Annotated in this window: 13 protein-coding genes; 9 read left to right on the top strand and 4 right to left on the bottom strand. The window is 65.7% G+C overall.

Going from position 1 to position 14,959, the window contains the following annotated elements; genetic code table 11:
- Positions 1 to 45: 45 nt before the first annotated feature.
- Positions 46 to 516 (top strand): protein-disulfide reductase DsbD domain-containing protein, encoded by a 471-nt coding sequence (locus DEBA_RS10040; RefSeq protein ID WP_187288537.1) that lies wholly within the window; start codon positions 46 to 48, stop codon positions 514 to 516.
- Positions 517 to 567: 51 nt separating this feature from the next.
- Here the strand turns inward: DEBA_RS10040 and DEBA_RS10035 are convergent, their stop codons facing one another.
- Positions 568 to 1,164, bottom strand: coding sequence for a DedA family protein (locus tag DEBA_RS10035; protein ID WP_013258815.1), 597 nt, complete (start codon positions 1,162 to 1,164; stop codon positions 568 to 570).
- A gap of 143 nt (positions 1,165 to 1,307) precedes the next feature.
- Between DEBA_RS10035 and DEBA_RS10030 the strand changes: the two genes are divergently transcribed.
- Together DEBA_RS10030 and DEBA_RS10025 are read left to right on the top strand one after the other, a co-directional pair.
- Complete coding sequence (locus tag DEBA_RS10030; RefSeq protein ID WP_013258814.1) at positions 1,308 to 1,532, top strand: hypothetical protein; 225 nt, start codon at positions 1,308 to 1,310, stop codon at positions 1,530 to 1,532.
- Positions 1,533 to 1,706: 174 nt separating this feature from the next.
- Complete coding sequence (locus DEBA_RS10025) at positions 1,707 to 2,723, top strand: AIM24 family protein (protein ID WP_013258813.1); 1,017 nt, start codon at positions 1,707 to 1,709, stop codon at positions 2,721 to 2,723.
- A gap of 7 nt (positions 2,724 to 2,730) precedes the next feature.
- Here DEBA_RS10025 and DEBA_RS10020 read toward each other — a convergent pair whose 3' ends face one another.
- From DEBA_RS10020 to DEBA_RS10010, 3 genes are read right to left on the bottom strand one after another with little or no spacing between them, the layout of a single operon-like run.
- Positions 2,731 to 3,171 (bottom strand): ATP-binding protein, encoded by a 441-nt coding sequence (locus DEBA_RS10020; RefSeq protein ID WP_013258812.1) that lies wholly within the window; start codon positions 3,169 to 3,171, stop codon positions 2,731 to 2,733.
- A 21-nt stretch (positions 3,172 to 3,192) separates the two neighbouring features.
- The gene (locus DEBA_RS10015) at positions 3,193 to 5,646 is read right to left on the bottom strand and encodes a heavy metal translocating P-type ATPase (RefSeq protein ID WP_013258811.1); all 2,454 of its coding nucleotides are present in this window, start codon (positions 5,644 to 5,646) and stop codon (positions 3,193 to 3,195) included.
- A 17-nt stretch (positions 5,647 to 5,663) separates the two neighbouring features.
- On the bottom strand, positions 5,664 to 5,867 hold the full coding sequence (locus tag DEBA_RS10010) for a heavy-metal-associated domain-containing protein (protein WP_013258810.1): 204 nt from the start codon (positions 5,865 to 5,867) through the stop codon (positions 5,664 to 5,666).
- Positions 5,868 to 5,999: 132 nt separating this feature from the next.
- Between DEBA_RS10010 and DEBA_RS10005 the strand changes: the two genes are divergently transcribed.
- The 6 genes from DEBA_RS10005 to eno all read left to right on the top strand — a co-directional run bounded on the left by DEBA_RS10005 (position 6,000) and on the right by eno (position 14,850).
- Positions 6,000 to 6,872 carry a deoxyribonuclease IV gene (locus DEBA_RS10005; RefSeq protein ID WP_013258809.1) on the top strand — a complete coding sequence of 291 codons (873 nt, stop codon included), beginning with the start codon at positions 6,000 to 6,002 and terminating at the stop codon, positions 6,870 to 6,872.
- Positions 6,873 to 6,952: 80 nt separating this feature from the next.
- Positions 6,953 to 8,212, top strand: coding sequence for a hypothetical protein (locus DEBA_RS10000; protein WP_043814235.1), 1,260 nt, complete (start codon positions 6,953 to 6,955; stop codon positions 8,210 to 8,212).
- A gap of 113 nt (positions 8,213 to 8,325) precedes the next feature.
- Positions 8,326 to 10,971, top strand: coding sequence for a valine--tRNA ligase (locus tag DEBA_RS09995; protein ID WP_013258807.1), 2,646 nt, complete (start codon positions 8,326 to 8,328; stop codon positions 10,969 to 10,971).
- 256 nt (positions 10,972 to 11,227) lie between these two features.
- Positions 11,228 to 11,545 carry a TusE/DsrC/DsvC family sulfur relay protein gene (locus tag DEBA_RS09990; protein WP_013258806.1) on the top strand — a complete coding sequence of 106 codons (318 nt, stop codon included), beginning with the start codon at positions 11,228 to 11,230 and terminating at the stop codon, positions 11,543 to 11,545.
- A gap of 116 nt (positions 11,546 to 11,661) precedes the next feature.
- The gene (locus tag DEBA_RS09985; RefSeq protein WP_013258805.1) at positions 11,662 to 13,413 is read left to right on the top strand and encodes a YcaO-like family protein; all 1,752 of its coding nucleotides are present in this window, start codon (positions 11,662 to 11,664) and stop codon (positions 13,411 to 13,413) included.
- Between the two features lie 168 nt (positions 13,414 to 13,581).
- Positions 13,582 to 14,850 (top strand): phosphopyruvate hydratase, encoded by a 1,269-nt coding sequence (eno, locus tag DEBA_RS09980; RefSeq protein ID WP_013258804.1) that lies wholly within the window; start codon positions 13,582 to 13,584, stop codon positions 14,848 to 14,850.
- Positions 14,851 to 14,959: the final 109 nt, after the last annotated feature.

Here is a 14,959-nt window from a genome sequence, read left to right as displayed (position 1 = left end):
GGAAGGGTGTCGATGGGCGTGAGAAAGACGACGGCGCTGGCGACCGTGTTAACCTGTTTGTTCGTGCTGGCCTGTCAATGCCCGGCCCTGGCCATGGGCGGCCCGGACGACCAGCAGGTCTCGGGCAAATTGACCCTGGACAAGGCCGCGCACAAGGCGGGCGAGACGGCCAAGGCCATGATCACCCTGGAGATCGCCAAGGGCTTTCACCTCAACGCCGACGCCGATCAGGGCCCGGCCGGCATGCCCATGCAGCTCGTCCTGGAAGGCGACGAGGCCCTCACCCTGGGCCTGGTGAGCTACCCCAAGGCGCGGCTGGCCAAGCTGGCCTTCGCCGAAAAAAAAGCGGCGGTCTTTGAGGACACGATCGAACTGACGGCCGAAATCGTCATCGCCGCCGACGCGGCCAAGGGCCCTCGCAAAGCCGAACTGGTGCTGACCTACCAGGGCTGCAACGACCAGATGTGTTTCATGCCCGTCGACCTGGTCCTGCCGGTGACCGTGCTGGTTGATTGAACGACGCCGAAGCGCCGGCCGTGGGCTTAACGCCGCGCGGCCGGTTATGCTTCATCTCCCGGAGCCCTGTTCGTCGCCGCTGGCGGCCAGGGTTTTTTTGATCAACCGACCCGCCAGCAGGCAGGCCAGCAGCACGCCGGCCAGCACGGCCACGATCACCTGCATGTTCTTGAACGCGCCGATGTTGTCCGACAGCCAGCCGCCGAAAAAATAGCCCAACCCGCCGAAGGTGAGCGTCCACAGCAGGGCCGAGATGAAATTGAGCGCCACGAAGCGCCACGGCGTGATGTGGGCCGCGCCGCAGGCCAGGGGTATGACCATGCGCAGGCCATAGAGGAAGCGCGACATCAGAATCAGGGCCACCGCGTGACGCCGCACCAGCACGCGCGCCTCCACGGCCTTGCGCTCCAGCCGGCGCGACATGCCAATGACCTTGTCGCCCCGCCAGCGGCCCAGGAAAAAAAAGAACTGATCGCCGACGAAACCACCGGCCATGGCCGCCATGGCCACATAGAACGGGTTGAGCAAGTCCTTGCGCGCGGCGATGCCGCCCAACAGAAAAAAGGTCTCGCCCTCCAAAAAAGTCCCGACGAACAGCGCCAAGTAGCCGTACGAAGAAACAACCTGCTCGATAAAGTGGCTATCCATCAAAACAAACACCGCTGAATTTGCGTTAACACAAGTGGCGACAGGAGTTTAACCCACCAAGCGCGGGGCGGGCAAAGGTTTTGTGCCGCTGTGCGTGCATTGGCGGCTTTTCGATATTAATTATTATTTATAAGGAGGCCGCCATGACCACCAGCAGCAAAAAAAAGCATCAATGCCCCGATTGCCGGCAGTGTCAGGGCTGTTCGCCGGCCCGTTGCAACCTTTGCCGGGGCCAGGGCGAGGACGCGGCCAGTCGTTTCGCGGGCATGTCCTTGTCCGAGCAGATCGCCCTTTTCGAGGCCGTCAACCGTGGCGATGCGCCGGAAGGCGACTACGACGCCCACGGTCAGTGCCGCTGTCGGCGATGAGCCAAGCGGCCGCGTGACGGCTTTGTTGTTGTAATCACGCCGAAATTTTGCCATATTCCCCTCGGCTGACGACAGGCGGGCCCACCACGCGCGGGCCCCTGTCCGACTGAGTTAAATACATTTTAATAACAAATGGATGCGCTGTTTTTCAGATAATACGCATGGAGGTTTGCCATGGCGCAGTGGTACGTGGCCGTGGGCGGCGAAAGCCGTGGGCCCTACGAGATCGATCAGCTACGAGGCATGTTGACGTCCGGGGAGTTGACCCAGGACAGCCTGGTCTGGGGCCCCGACGTCAGTGAGTGGACGCCGATCAGGGCCGTGGGCGCCTTGCAGGGCCAACTGGGCCGGCCCAGCGCCCCGCCGCCGCCGCCCAAAGCCGGCCCGGCCGCCGATCAGGTCGACTACCGCATCGAAGGCAACGAGATGCAGTACGTGGAGATCGAGTTGGACCAGGGCGAGTCGGTGGTGGCCGAGGCTGGCGGCATGCTCTACATGAGCGCCGACATCGCCATGGACACCGTTTTCGGCGACGGCCGGCGCGACAACGCCAAATCCAGCGGCCTGATGGGTTCGCTCCTGGGCGCGGGCAAACGCCTGCTCACCGGCGAGAGCCTGTTCATGACCATCTTCACCCACAAGGGCGCCTCGCCCAAGGCCCACGTGGCCTTTGCCGCGCCCTATCCGGGCAAGATCATGCCCATGCACCTGGGCGAACTGGGCGGTGAACTGATCTGCCAGAAGGACGCCTTTCTTTGCGCGGCGCGGGGCGTGGCCCTGGAGATCGCCTTCCAGAAAAAGATCGGCGCGGGCCTGTTCGGCGGCGAGGGCTTCATCATGCAGCGCCTGTTGGGCGATGGCCTGGCCTTTGTCCACGCCGGCGGCACGGTGTTCGAAAAAGACCTGAAGCCCGGCGAGACGCTGCGCGTCGACACCGGCTGCCTGGTGGCCCTGATGCCCAGCGTCAACTACGACGTGGAGTTTGTCGGCGGGGTCAAGACGGCGCTGTTCGGCGGCGAGGGCCTGTTTCTGGCCACGCTGGGCGGGCCGGGCCGCGTCTGGCTGCAATCGTTGCCGCTCAGCCGCGTGGCCGACCGCATCTACGCGGCGGCCAAGCAGGGCGGCGGCAAGCAAAAAGGCGAGGGAAGCCTGCTGGGCGGGGCCTTGGGCACCTTCCTGGGCGGCGATTAAGCGCCTGTCAGGCCGATTGATCCGGTGGGGTCAGGCGCTTGATCATCTTCAGGCGATTGACCCCGCCGCTGCGTTCGCGCACGACCTCGTCGGTCATGGCCTGGATGAAGTAGAGGCCCAGGCCGCCGATGGGCCGCTCCTCCAGCGCCGAGTCCAGGTCGGGCTCGTGGGCGTCGGCCGGGTCGAACTCCACGCCTTCGTCCTCGATGATCAGCACCGCCGCGTCGTCGCGCCGCTCCAGATAGACGCGCACCGGGCCTGGGCCGCCCTGATAGGCGTAACTGACCACGTTGGTCAGGGCTTCGTCGGCGGCCAGGCCCAGGGCGTGGCGGACATCTTGGGCCAAACCCAGGGCCTGGCCTTTATCTTCCAGAAAGTCGGCCATGGCGGCCAGGCTGGCCAAGTCGGCCGGCAATTCCAGGGCATAACTATCTGCGGGGCGGTTCAATGGGCCGACTCCTGCTAGGTGTCACAGGCGACGCCTGCCCAGGCGCAAGCTGTTGAACACCACCGTGACGCTGGAAAACGCCATGGCTCCGGCGGCCATGGCCGGATGCAGGTTGCGGATGAAATCCGGCAGCCACGTCAACGGTTGGGCCGCGCCGGCGGCTATGGGCACCAATAGCACATTATAAAAGAAGGCCCAAAACAGATTTTGCCGGATCGTGCGCATTGTGGCCCGCGAAAGGGCGATGCTGCGCGGCACGCCGGCCAGGTCGCCGCCGACCAGCGTCACGTCCGAGGCCTCCATGGCCACGTCGGCCCCGGTGCCGATGGCCATGCCCAGGTCGGCCCGGGCCAGGGCCGGGGCGTCGTTGACGCCGTCGCCGACCATGGCCACCAATCGGCCGTCGGCCTGGGCTTTACGCACGGCCTCTTCTTTTTTGTCGGGCAGCACCTCGGCCACCACCCGCTGGATGCCCACCTTGGCCGCGATGGCCGCGGCGGCCCGCTGGTTGTCGCCGGTGAGCATGATCGTCTCCAGGCCCATGTTTTTCAGCTTGGCGATGGCCTTGGCCGCATCGGGCTTTTCCTCGTCGGCCACGGCCAGCAACCCGGCCGCCTTGCCTTCGATGACCACGATCATCACTGTTTTGCCCTGATCGGCCAATTCGTCGACCTTGGCCATGACGGCGGCGTCGGCCAGGCCCTGGCTGGCGATCCACGACGGCTTGCCCACCAGCACTTCACGGCCCTGGACCACCGCCCGCACGCCAAAGCCGGCCAGCGCCTCGAAACGCTCGGCTTCGGGCGGGGCCACGCCCCTTTCCCGCGCGCCGCTGGCCACGGCCTTGGCCACGGGGTGCTCCGAGGCGTTTTCGGCGGCGGCGGCCATGGTCAGGGCCTCGCCGCCGTGGTCGCCCAGGGCGATCCAGTCGGTCAAGCGGGGTTGGCCCTTGGTGATGGTGCCGGTCTTGTCGAACATGACCACCGAGACACGGTGGGCCGTCTCCAGGGCCTCGCTGTTTTTGAACAATACGCCCATCGTCGCGCCCTTGCCCGAGCCGACCATGATCGCCGTGGGCGTGGCCAGGCCCAGGGCGCAGGGGCAGGCGATGACCAACACGGCCGTCATGCGGACCATGGCCGGCACGAACAGGCCGTCGATCAGCCACCAGGCGGCCAGCGTGGCCAGGGCGATGCAGATGATGGCCGGCACGAACACCGCCGCCACCTTGTCGGCCAGGCGTTGGATGGGGGCCTTGGAGCCCTGGGCCTGACGCACCAGGCGGATGATCTGGGCCAGGGCCGTATCGGCGCCCACGCCGGTGGCCCGCACCTTGAGCATGCCCTGCTGGTTGACCGTGGCCCCATAGACCTGGTCGCCCTGCTTTTTGTCCACGGGCATGGATTCGCCGGTCATCAGCGCTTCGTTGACGGCCGACTCACCGCCGACGACCACGCCGTCGACGGGGATGGCCTCGCCGGGCCGCACCAAAACCACCTGACCCGGCCGCACCGACTGGGCCGGCACGGTTTTTTCCGCGCCGTCGTCGCCCAGCAGCGTGGCCATTTTGGGGGCCAGATCCATCAGCTTGCGGATGGCCGCGCCGGCCTGGCCCTTGGCCTTGGCCTCCAAGAGCTTGCCCAGCTTGATCAGCGTGATGATCATGGCCGATGTTTCGAAATAAAGTTGATGGCCCAGGCCCGGGAAGATCAGCGCGGCCACCGAATAAAAATAGGCCGCCGAAGCGCCCAGGGCCACCAGCACGTCCATGTTGGCCGCGCCGGCCCGCAGGCTCTTCCAGCCGCCCACGTAAAAACCGCCGCCGGTGTAAAATTGCACCGGCGTGGCCAGGGCCAGCGACAGCCAGCCGGCCCACGGCGAGACCGCCCACGCCCCGAAAACATGAAAGGCGTGGCCCATGTGCAGGATGAAAAGGGGCAGGGTGAAGGCCACGCCCACCCAGAAAAAGCGTTTTTGGGCGGCCAGTTCCTGGGCGCGGGCCTGTTGTTCGGCGTCGGTTTGGTCCTCGCCGTCAACGGGCAGGATCAGCTCGAAGCCGGCCTCGCGCACGGCGCCGGCCATGCGCTCCAGGCTGGTTTGCGCCGGATCGTACTCCACGGCCACGGTTTCGGCGGCGAAGTTGACCTGGGCCAGGCTGACGCCGGGCGTTTTTTTGGCCAGGACGCGCTCGACGTTGGCCGCGCAGCGGGCGCAGCTCATGCCCACCACCGGCAACTCCACCCGGCGCGTCGGCGCGGGCAGGATCAGCTTGTAACCCGCATCCTCGACTGCCTTGGCCATTTGCTCCGGGCCGACTTGCTCCGGGTCGTAGACCACGTGGACAGTCTCGGCGGCGAAGTTGACTTCGGCCAGGCTGACGCCAGGCAGCTTTTTGGCCAGGACGCGCTCGACGTTGGCCGCGCAGCGGGCGCAGGTCATGCCCACCACCGGCATATCGATGGATTTTTCGGCCAAAGCAGCTCCTTGAGGCGTCATTGAGGTGGGTAGCCGGCGTCCTTGAGCTGGGCTTCGATCTGTTCCCAGGTGGCTGGCGCGTCCCACTTGATGGTTACGTCTTTGGTGCTCACGTCGCCTTCGACGGAGCTTACGCCCTTGACCTCGCCGGCCTCGCGTTTGACCGCCGCCAGGCAATGTCCGCAGGATATGGAAGGAATATTGACTGTTTTTTCGTTCATTGCGTAGCCTCCTTGCGCTGATTGTGGCGTTTTTGCCTAGCCTAACTTATATTTAATATATGGCCAAGCGCCACGAGTGCAAAAAACAATTTGCGGGATTTTTGTTGACGGCCCGCTGAAGCTGGAGGATCAATGCGCATCGGGCTGCATCTTTCCACGGCCCGCGACGCGGCCAATGCCGTGGAGATGGCCCGACGACTGGGCCTTGATTGCCTGCAGATATTCGCCGGCAGCCCGCGAACGTGGCGGCGCGTGGCGTGGAGCGCCGAGGAGACGGCGCGTTTCCGGGCCGGGGCCGCGCTGGCTGGGCTGGACCCGGTGGTGATCCACGCGCCTTACCTGATCAACCTTGCCGCGGCCGACGAGGCCTTGTGGAGCAAGTCCATCGAGGCCCTGACCGACCAGCTGCGCATGGCCCAGGCCATCGGCGCGGCCGGTGTGGTGGTGCATCCGGGCAGCCGGGGCGCTCGGCCCCTGGATTGGGGCCTGGAGCGCGTGGCCCAGGGCGCGGCCCGGGCTCTGGCGGCGGCTGGCGGTCAGTCAAAAGTGATTTTGGAAAACACCTGCGGGGCTGGCGGGGCGCTGGGCGGCCGGCTGGAGCAACTGGCGGCCATGCTCGACCTGCTGGGCGATGCGCCCTGCGCCGTTTGCCTGGACACGGCCCACGCCTGGGGCGCGGGATACGATATCTCCAGCGCCGATGGCGCGGCCGCATTTGTCGATCAAGTCGACGACGTGGTGGGGTTGGAAAGTGTATTGCTGTGGCATTTCAATGACATGAAATTGCCATGCGGCTGCGGGCGCGACATTCACGCCCATCTGGGCCGGGGGCGCATCGGCCGGGCTGGCCTGGCTGGCCTGGCCCAAGATCCGCGCCTGGCCGCGGCGGCGGCGGTGATGGAGACACCCAAGGACTCGCGCTGGGCCGACCGGCGCAACGTGCTCTACCTGCGGCGCCTTGTCTTGGGCCAAGCCCCTGGCGGCTTGTTGACTCCGACCGCTTGATATGCTAATTTCCTTCACGTCCGACTAACTTATGCTAGGAGGAGACCTTGGCGGCAAAGGCCGGACCCCCGCCCGGAGCGGTGATCATAGATCTGGTCGAAGAGGTGGCCGACAAACCTCAAGCCCAGGCTCAAGCGCCGCTGGCCGGCGACGATCTCGACTCTCTGCTGGCCGAACTGAGCGGCGACGCGCCCGCGCCCAAAAGCTCGCCGGCCCCGGCCGCCGCCCCGGCCCAAGACACCGGCGACGACCTCGACTCTCTGCTGGCCGAGCTTGGCGGCGACGCCGCTGCGCCGGCTGAAAAACCGGCCCCGGCCCCGGCCGCCGCCGCGAAGTCCGAACTTGGCCAAGACGATCTCGACGCCCTTTTGGGCGAACTGGACGCTGCTGCGCCGGCTGAAAAACCGGCCCCGGCCCCGGCCGCCGCCGCGAAGTCCGAACTTGGCCAAGACGATCTCGACGCCCTTTTAGGCGAACTGGACGCTGCTCCGCCGGCTGAAAAACCGGCCCCGGCCCCGGCCGCCGCCGCGAAGTCCGAGCTTGGCCAAGACGATCTCGACGCCCTTTTGGGCGAACTGGACGCTGCTGCGCCGGCTGAAAAACCGGCTCCGGCCCCGGCCGCCGCCGCGAAGTCCGAGCTTGGCCAAGACGATCTCGACGCCCTTTTGGGCGAACTGGACGCTGCTGCGCCGGCTGAAAAACCGGCTCCGGCCCCGGCCGCCGCCGCGAAGTCCGAGCTTGGCCAAGACGATCTCGACGCCCTTTTGGACGAACTGGACGCTGCTGCGCCGGCTGAAAAACCGGCTCCGGCCCCGGCCGCCGCCGCGAAGTCCGAGCTTGGCCAGGACGACCTCGATTCGCTCTTGGCCGACTTGGGGGCCAACAATCAGCCGTCGCCTGAAAAGCCGGCCCCGGCCCCGGCCGCCGCGCCCAAGCCAAAGGCCAAGGCCGCGCCAGCGCCCGCCGCCGATGACGACGACGACCTGGACGCGCTGCTGGCCGAATTGGAAAAAGAGCCCGCGCCCGAGCCGCCCCAGCCGGCGGCCGCGGCTCCGCGCCGCCCGCGCCAAGCCGTGGTCGCGCCGCCCGAAAAGCCGGCGGCTTCCAGCGCGGCGCTGGTGGGCCAGGCCGCGGCCATGATCAAGGACATGGGCGTGGACGCCGCGCCGCTGGAGCCCTTGGAGGCGGCGGTGATCTTCGAGCGGGTGGCCCGTGAGATGCTGGGCAAGCTGATCGGCGAGATAGTGCCCAAGCTGGTCGCCGAAAAGGTGGCCGCCGAGATCGAGGCCATCAAGGCCGAGGCCAATGCGCCCGATCTGGATGACGAAGTAGTAGATTGATCCGCCGGCCCGTCGGGCCGGCGTGGGGCGTGGGAGCTTGCCTCCCCGCCGCTTTTTTTTGCCCCGAGCATTTCAGGCGGGCCGATGGCGGCCGGCCGGGAGAACAAAAAGTCATGGACGCTGGCAAGCTGGCGAAATCCTACGAGCCGCGCGAGGTCGAGGCCCGGTGGTATGAATATTGGCAAGAAAACGGCCTGTTCAGGGCCGATCCGCAGAGCGCGGCCCCGGCCTACTCCATCGTCATCCCCCCGCCCAACGTCACCGGCCAGTTGCATATCGGCCACGCCCTCAACAACACCCTGCAAGACATCCTCTGCCGCTTCAAGCGCATGAACGGCTGGGAGGTGTTGTGGATGCCCGGCACCGACCACGCCGGCATCGCTACCCAGAACGTGGTCGAGCGCCAGTTGGCCCAGGAGGGCCTGAACCGCCACGACCTGGGCCGCGAAAAGTTCATCGAGCGCGTGTGGCGCTGGCGGGCCGAAAGCGGCGGGCAGATCATCAATCAGCTCAAGCGCCTGGGCGCTTCTTGCGATTGGTCGCGCGAGCGCTTCACCATGGACGAGGGCCTCAGCCGGGCCGTGCGCGAGGTCTTCGTGCGGCTATACGAAGAGGGCCTGATATATCGCGGCGACTACATCATCAACTGGTGCCCGCGTTGCCACACCGCCCTCAGCGACCTGGAGTCCGAGCACGAGGAGACCAAGGGCGGGCTTTATCACATCCGCTATCCCTTCCGCAACGGCAAGGGCTACCTGGTGGTGGCCACCACCAGGCCCGAGACCATGCTGGGCGACACGGCCGTGGCCGTCAACCCCGCCGATCCGCGCTATCAAGACCTGGCCGACGACGTGGTCGTCCTGCCGCTGGTCAACCGTGAAATTCCGGTGATACGCGATAGTTACGTGGCCACGGACTTTGGCACCGGCGCGCTCAAGGTCACCCCGGCCCACGATCCCAACGACTTCATGATCGGTCGCAAGCACGGCCTGCCCTCGATCAAGGTCATGGACGACGACGCGCGCATCAACGAGCTGGGCGGGCCCTATCAGGGCCTGGACCGTTTCGCCGCCCGCGAAAAGGTGCTGGCCGACCTGGAGGCGCTGGGGCTGTTGGAGCGGCGCGACGAGCACATGCACAACGTCGGCCATTGCTATCGTTGCCACACCATGGTCGAGCCCATCCTCAGCAAACAGTGGTTCGTCAAGGTGGGCCCCCTTGCCGAGGAGGCCCTGAAGGCCGTGCAGGACGGCCGCACGCGCATCGTGCCTGAAGTATGGACCAAGACCTACTACGACTGGATGACCGGCATCCGCGACTGGTGCATCAGCCGCCAGATCTGGTGGGGACACCGCATCCCGGCCTGGTATTGCCAATGCGGCCAGGTGATCGTCTCGCGTCAGGATCCCACCGTCTGCCCGGCCTGCGGCGCGGACCAATTGCGCCGCGAGTCCGACGTGTTGGACACCTGGTTCAGCAGCGCCCTCTGGCCGTTTTCGACCATGGGCTGGCCCGACCAGACCGCCGAGCTGAAGAAGTTTTATCCCACCTCGTGCCTGGTCACGGCCTTTGACATATTGTTTTTCTGGGTGGCCCGCATGATGATGATGGGCCTGAAATTCATGGGTGAGGCGCCCTTCAAGGATGTCTACATCCACGCCCTGGTGCGCGACGAGCACGGCCAGAAGATGTCCAAGAGCAAGGGCAACGTCATCGACCCGCTGGTGGTCATGGACCAGTTTGGCACCGACGCGGTGCGCTTCACCCTGGCCGCCTTCGCCGCCCAGGGCCGCGACGTCAAGCTCAGCGAGGAGCGCATCGCCGGCTATCGCAACTTTGTCAACAAAATCTGGAACGCCGCCCGCTTCACGCTGATGCACCTGGAGGGCGATCACCAACGCCCCGAGGGCCTGGAGCCGTTGTTGGAGGATCGCTGGATCCTCTCGCGGGTGGGTCGGGTGGCCGACGAGGCTGCCCTGGCCATCGATGAATATCGCTTCAACGACGCGGCCGGGGCGGTCTATCAATTCGCCTGGCACGAGTTCTGCGACTGGTATCTGGAGCTGATCAAGGGCCCGCTCTACAACGACGCCGACCCGGCCCGCCAGGCCGCCACCAGGGCGACGCTGCGCCAGGTCTTTTCGCGGTTGATCCGCCTGTTGCATCCGTTCATGCCCTTTGTCACCGAGGAGCTGTGGCAACGCCTGCCCGGCGCGGAGGGCAGCGTGATGAAGGCCGTCTGGCCCAAGGCTCGTCCCGACGAGCTGGACGAGGCCGCCGAGGCCGACATGCGCCTGGTGATGGATGTGATCTCGGGCGTGCGCAACATCCGCGGCGAGATGGGCATCAGCCCGGCCAAGGCCGTGCCGCTGGTGCTGGCCGCGCCGGAGCCGGCCACGCGGGCCATGCTGGAGGCCCAGCGTGGCTCCATCGTCGGCTTGGCCAAGATCAGCGAGTTGGGCTGGCTGGGCGAGGGCGGCGCGCCGCAAAAGGCCGCCAGCATCGCCTTGCCCGGCGTGACCCTTTACGTGCCCCTGGAGGGTCTGGTAGACTTTGCCGCCGAGGAGGCCCGGCTGCGCAAAGAGCTGGCCAAGCTGGAAAAGGAAGTGGGCCCCAGCCGCAAAAAGCTCTTGAACGACGGCTTCTTGGCCAAGGCCCCGCTCGAGGTGGTCGACAAGGAAAAGGCCAAGGTGGCCGAGTTGGAGAGCAAGATGATCCGACTGCAGGCCAACCTGGAGCGCATCCGCGGCTTCATCTAAAAAAAGTGGCCGCCGCCCCTTGGCGCGAGGCGGCGGCGTGGCGAGATTGTGAAAACGCTCACTGAAAACAATCGTCTTTTCGGGCCATTAAACAAGGCCTTGGACGAAGCGAGCCCCGCTGGCAAGCACCGGAGAGTCCAGTTTTTTGCTTGACAGATAAAGGGGTTATTGATAGAAGTTCTAAACAATTTTGGCACGAAATCGGTCTGTCGACCGAATCTTAAACTATTGGCTGATTGCAAGGAGGAACCCCGCAATGCCTACCGTTACTTTCAAAGGCAAAACCTACGAAGTGGATGAGGACGGTTTCCTGCAGGATCCCGAGTCCTGGGACGAGGACTTCGCCTACTACGTGAAGGAAGAAGAAGGCATCTCCGAGCTGACCGACGAGCACTGGAAGGTCATCCGCTACCTCCAGGAGTACTACAAGAAAAACGGCATCGCTCCGATGGTCCGCATCATGACCAAGGTCACCGGCTACAAGCTGAAGCAGATCTACGAGCTGTTCCCCAGCGGACCGGGCAAAGGCGCCTGCAAGATGGCCGGCCTGGCCAAGCCGACCGGCTGCGTGTAATAGCTGCCTGAATTGACGCGCGGCGCCCGGCGGTCTTCGCTTGGCGCCGCGCTTTTTGATCATGCCTGCACATTATTTCGGCTATAAGCCACAATGTTAAGAGGCGGACCGTGGTCATGATCCAGACGCCAAACAAATCCGGCCTGCGCCTGGGGCGCGCGCCCAAGGCTTACGTGGGCGAGCAGGACAAGACCAGGCCGCCGGCCCAGACCGTGGCCTGGGCGCGAGAGCGCCTGGCGGCCCTGGGCCAAGACGTGCTGCGCCAAACCAAGCGCATCGACACCGGCCGCCTGGGCGTGCCGGTGTTCATCAGCCTCTGCGGCGATGCGGCGACCATGCTCACGGGCACGAAAAAGCAGATGGGCAAGGGCGCCTCGCCCGAGCAGGCCGAGGCCAGCGCCCTGATGGAGTTGGCCGAGCGCTTCAGTTTTTTTCATTTCATGGCCAGCGCCGATCTGCCCTGGGCCACGGCCAGCCAGATCGAAGACGGCCCGGTGATGGATTTCGCCCAGGCGGCCAAGGCCGTGGGTCATCCGGCCCATGATTTGGCCAGGGCTCGGGCGGTCTACGAGCTTTTGCCCCAACAATGGGCCTGGGCCCACAATCTGGCCGCCGGCCGCGACGAGCTTGTGCCCCTGAGCTGGTTTTACGCCATCAACGAATACAACGGCCCGGCCGCGGGCAATTGCCTCGAGGAGGCGGTGCTGCAAAGCCTCTGCGAGGTGATCGAGCGCCACGTCTGCGCCTTGGTCAGCCAGCATCGTCTGGCCACGCCGGCCATCGACCCGGCCAGCATTGTCGATCCCATCTCGCTGGAGTTGCTGGCCAAGTTCAAAAACGCCGGCGTGGAGGTCTTTCTGAAGGACTTCACCTGCGACATGGGCGCGCCCACCGTGGCCGCGCTGTGCTACGACCCGGCCACCTTTCCCAAGGACAGCGAGATCGTCTACGCCGCCGGCACGGCCCCAGACCCGGAAAAGGCCCTCATCCGCGCCCTGACCGAGGTGGCTCAACTGGCCGGCGATTTCCACACAGGCTCCAGCTACAAGGTCAGCGCCCTGCCCAAGTTCGCCAACCTGGAAGAGGCCGCCTACGTCACCCGGGCGGGCGGGACGGTGAGCCTGGGCCAGTTGCCCGACCTGCGCCGCGACGACCTGGGCGCGGAGGTCGCCGCCTGCGTGGCGGCCCTGGACCAGCGGGGCTACACGGTCTATTCGCTGGACGTGACGCATCCGACATTGCAGGTGCCAGCGGTCTACACCATCGTGCCGGGGGCCCATTTCGCCCAGCGCACCTTTGATGTTGACGTCTATTTTCACGCCGCCAAGCTGGCCGCCCAACTGCCCGACGCGGCCCAGGCCCTGGACGTGCTGGAGCAAATGGCCGCCATCGCCGGCCACAGTCACGCCACGCATTTTTTCCGGGCGGTGGCCTTGTTGGAGCTGGGCTTGGCCGAGGAGGCCCTGAACGCCCTGGACACGGCCCTGGGCCTCAACCCGCCGCCCCGCGACGAGGCCAGCATGCACACCCAGCGCGGCGTGGCCTTCAAGGATCTGGAGCGCTACGACCTGGCCTTGGAGGCCCTGGCCAAGGCCGCCTCGTTCCCCGAGCCCCATCACGAAGTCTTCAACCTGATGGGCTTTTGCCTGTTCCGGCAAAAACGCCACATGGAGGCCATCGCGGCCTTTGAGCGGGCCATCGAGATCGAGCCCGGCGCGGCCATCAACTACGCCAACATCGGCGCGAACATGCGCGAGCTGGGCCGGCTGGAGGAGGCTTGCCGCATGTACGAGCACGCCCTGGAGTTGGACCCCGGCCTGGATTTCGCCCGTCAAAGCCTGGAGCGCCTGCGGGCCATGCTGGCCTGAAAGGCCCACGCGCCGCGCGCCCAAAAGCCGCCCGTGCCCGAACATGGGGCGTGGGCGGTTTTTTATCATGCGATTTGCGGGGTTGCCGCCGGCCGTCCTTGACTTGGCCGACGCAAAATCGTAAGTTAGAGCCAAATGCCGTAAACCTCATAATGCGAGGGATAACATATGCTAGCCATTGAAAAAATCGTCGCTCGCGAGATTCTCGACTCTCGCGGCAACCCCACCATCGAGTGCGAAGTGATGTTGGAAGACGGCTCGCTGGGCACGGCCGCCGTGCCTTCGGGCGCCTCCACCGGCGAGCACGAGGCCCTGGAGCTGCGCGACGGCGACAAGAGCCGCTATCTGGGCAAGGGCGTGCGCAAGGCCGTGCTCAACGTCCATGAAGTCATCGCGCCCGAGCTTTTGGGCATGGACGGCCTGGACCAGGTGCTCATCGACAAGACCATGCTCGACCTCGACGGCACGCCCAACAAGGCCAAATTGGGGGCCAACGCCATCCTGGGCGTGTCCATGGCCACCGCCCGGGCCGCGGCCCAGGCCCTGTTGGTGCCGTTGTATCGCTATCTGGGCGGGGCCTACGCCCACGTGCTGCCCATGCCGATGATGAACATCATCAACGGCGGGGCCCATGCGCCCAACAACCTCGACATCCAGGAATTCATGATCGTGCCCACCGGCGGCGAGACCTTTGGCGAGGCCCTGCGCATGGGCGCGGAGGTCTTCCACAACCTCAAGAAAGTCCTCTCGGGCCGGGGCATGGTCACCAGCGTCGGCGATGAGGGCGGTTTCGCGCCCAACCTGGCCACCAACGAGGAAGCCCTCCAGGTGATCATCGAGGCCATCGAAAAGGCCGGCTACACCCCCGGAGACGACGTGGCCATCGCCCTGGATTCGGCGGCCAGCGAGTTCTACCGCGACGGCAAATATGTCTTCCACAAATCCGACGGCAAGCAGCGTTCGGTCGAGGATCTGATCGAGCTTTACGCCTCGTGGGTGGACAAATACCCCATCGTCAGCATCGAGGACGGCTTGGCCGAGGACGACTGGGAGGGCTGGCGCAAGGTCACCGCCGCCCTGGGCAAGCGCATCCAGTTGGTGGGCGACGACCTGTTCGTGACCAACCCCGAGCGCCTGGCCATCGGCATCGAGCAAGGCAGCGCCAACTCCATCCTGATCAAGCTCAACCAGATCGGCACCGTCACCGAGACCTTGGCGGCAATCGACCTGGCCAAGCGCAACGGCTTCACCCAGGTGGTCAGCCATCGTTCGGGCGAGACCGAGGACAGCTTCATCGCCGATCTGGCCGTGGCCGTCAGTTGCGGCCAGATCAAGACCGGCTCGCTGTGCCGCTCCGAGCGCATCTGCAAGTACAACCGCTTGCTGCGCATCGAGGAAGAGCTTGGCGAGACGGCGGTGTTGGGCAAGCCGTTCTAGGACGGCCCCGCCCGGCGTCGCGGGGGCGGGTTCGAATCAGCGTGCAACAAATATCGTATCGAGCCCCGCTCCCGGCGTCATGGGGGCGGGGCATTGTCGTTGGGGAGGT

Source organism: Desulfarculus baarsii DSM 2075 (assembly GCF_000143965.1).
Classification (GTDB): domain Bacteria; phylum Desulfobacterota; class Desulfarculia; order Desulfarculales; family Desulfarculaceae; genus Desulfarculus; species Desulfarculus baarsii.
Note: the sequence above shows the minus strand (reverse complement) of the source record. Positions and strands in the feature narration are given on the sequence as shown.